At 56.2% G+C, this 2,584-nt stretch carries 2 protein-coding genes and 1 rRNA gene; all 3 read right to left on the bottom strand.

Going from position 1 to position 2,584, the window contains the following annotated elements; translation table 11 throughout:
- A 16S ribosomal RNA gene (locus A3220_RS16270) occupies window positions 1–277 on the bottom strand; the annotation flags it as partial.
- Between the two features lie 465 nt (window positions 278–742).
- Entirely contained in the window at window positions 743–1,630 is an 888-nt protein-coding gene (gene pssA / locus A3220_RS16265; protein ID WP_062376005.1) for a CDP-diacylglycerol--serine O-phosphatidyltransferase, read from the bottom strand.
- Between the two features lie 165 nt (window positions 1,631–1,795).
- Window positions 1,796–2,584, bottom strand: a 789-nt coding sequence (locus A3220_RS16260) for a group II intron maturase-specific domain-containing protein (RefSeq protein WP_252860509.1), incomplete at its 5' end; no start/stop codon positions are given.

The following is a 2,584-nucleotide window of genomic DNA, read 5'->3' as shown; positions in this document are numbered from 1 at the left end:
GGATCGTGGCCTTGGTGAGCCGTTACCTCACCAACTAGCTAATCCGACATAGGCTCATCCCATAGCGGGAGCCGGAGCCCCCTTTCTCCCGTAGGACGTATGCGGTATTAGCCTGGGTTTCCCCAGGTTATCCCCCACTATCGGGCAGATTCCTATGCATTACTCACCCGTCCGCCGCTCGTCAGCATCCAGCAAGCTGGATCTGTTACCGCTCGACTTGCATGTGTTAGGCCTGCCGCCAGCGTTCAATCTGAGCCATGATCAAACTCTTCAGTTTAAGATCAATGCGATCCTTACTCGCTGCCCGAAGGCAACAAAAGCGGATCAAACTTGGCTCAAGGTTCAAACGAATTCACTGCGATACTCCGAAGAGTATCTTGGTGTTCGCTTGCCTTGATATTGGGTGATGATTCACCCTCATCGGCAAGCGCCCACATGAATTACCTGATCAAATTGTTAAAGAGCAACTTTCTTGAGTTCGCTGTGACGGGCTCGGTGACCTGAACCGTGTTGCCTCAGCGAGGAAGGCGTATTCTACGCACTTCCTGGTGTTTGTCAACCGCTGTTTTCAGCGAGTGAAGCGAGCGATCTAAACAACAAGACGGCTCTAACTTCCTGACAAACCAGAGGTTTTCAACCTCCTTCACCGCTGGTAACGCTTGGCGTCCCCGGCAGCGGATGCGTACTTTACGGATTCGCGACCGGGTTGGCAAGAGCTAATGTGAAAAAGTTTCAAAAAAGTTCAGCGCTTGGGTTTTGCTTTGCGCATAACGGCCAGAACAGGACCTGAACAGACGTAAGCCGCAAATAGCAGCAGCAGCATGACCGAAGGCTCGACGGAGATCATCACGAACCCAAGCACTACCGCCAACAGTACAACGAAAGGTACGGGCTTTTTGAAGTCCAGATCCTTAAAACTGTAGTAGCGGATGTTACTGACCATCAAAATACCTGCCGCACCTACTACGACGAGCATCAACAGCTTGAAGCCAAATGCATCGGCATCAAAACTATGGAACGTCCATACGCTGGCAGCAACCAGCGCCGCTGCAGACGGGCTGGGCAAACCGATAAACCACTTTTTATCGACACTACCAATCTGTACATTAAATCGTGCTAAGCGCAGCGCGGCACAAGCCACATACAGAAACGCGACCACCCAACCGGTTTTACCGATGTCTTGCAAAATCCAGGTAAAGGCAACCAGTGCAGGCGCCATGCCAAACGAGATCATATCGGCAAGACTGTCATACTCCGCGCCAAACTCGCTTTGAGTATTGGTCATCCGGGCAACTCGGCCATCTAAGCCATCTAGCACCATAGCAATGAAAATGGCGACCGCTGCGGATGTGAACTCACCGTTAATCCCAGCCACAACCGCAAAGAAGCCAGAGAAGAGCGCAGAGGTAGTGAATAAGTTAGGCAAGAGGTAGATGCCTTTACGGCGGATCTTCTTGCCATCCTCCACGGCCTCTTCAACGACCTCGGTTTCCCGCAAGAACGCGGTAGCTAGGTCTTCATTGCCGACAGCATCATCACTACCTGATGTTTGCTGGGGTGATTCACCGCTGGCCGACGTATCGGAAGGCTGCGTATTTTCGTGCTCTTGGTCGCGAGCATCCTGGGTCATAAGTGTCATCCATTTGAAGTGAAGTCACACGAAAAGTGATCTCTTCTCATTCTACACGGTGATGCCAAGGCAGCCAGCCAATTGCCGTAGACAATCGGGTAGGGGCCGGGGTCACCCCCGGCGCCCTCCCACACCACCGGGCATACGGTTCCGTACCACGGCGGTTCATGAAGAACGACTAAGCCATCTTACCGTATCGAGTACCGAGATCAGACCCAGACGGTCGAACCACTTCCGTGGCAGGGCCTGATTCATGTGCGACGCTCCGGCGTTCCACCAAGGGCCTCGACCATTTCCCGCTGACTTCCAGGCACGTTGCTCGTCCAGACCCAGTGCCAGGAGTTTCCGGCGCCGGGTTTGTGGGCGCTTCCATTGCCGCCAGATCACGCAACGTAGTCGGCGTCGCATCCATTGATCCAGCGCTTCCAACGGGCGCTTCACGTCGACGAGGCTGAAGTAGCTGGCCCAGCCCCGTAGGACCGGGGTCAACTCTTCGATCACGCGCCGTATGTTGCGCCCCCTGCCACGCTTGAGGATCTCGCGGACACGCTGCATCAGGTGCTGCAGGCTGGCCTTGGCCAGCGTCAGCTTCGGCCGCTTGTGCCGGGTCAGCGTGTAGCCCAGGTACCCCCGGTTCCAGGGGCGGTCCACTGCGCTCTTGGCGCGATTGACCGTGAGCTTGAGTGAGCTCCCGAGAAAATCACTCAGGCTGGCCATGACGCGCTCACCCGCTCGCTGACTCCTGACGTATACCTGCAGGTCGTCGGCGTAGCGGCAGAAGCGGTGACCGCGGCGTTCCAGCTCCTTGTCCACGTCATCCAGCAGGATGTTCGCTAGCAGTGGGCTCAGCGGCCCACCCTGGGGCGTGCCCTGCCGGCGTGGCGCGGCCAGGCCGTCCTGGAACATCCCGGCTTCCAGATAGCCTCGGATCAGGCGCAACACTCGCTTGTCGCG

This window comes from Halomonas sp. KX33721, from assembly GCF_001596805.1.
GTDB lineage: Bacteria > Pseudomonadota > Gammaproteobacteria > Pseudomonadales > Halomonadaceae > Vreelandella > Vreelandella aquamarina.
This window is presented reverse-complemented; position numbering and strand designations above follow the sequence as displayed.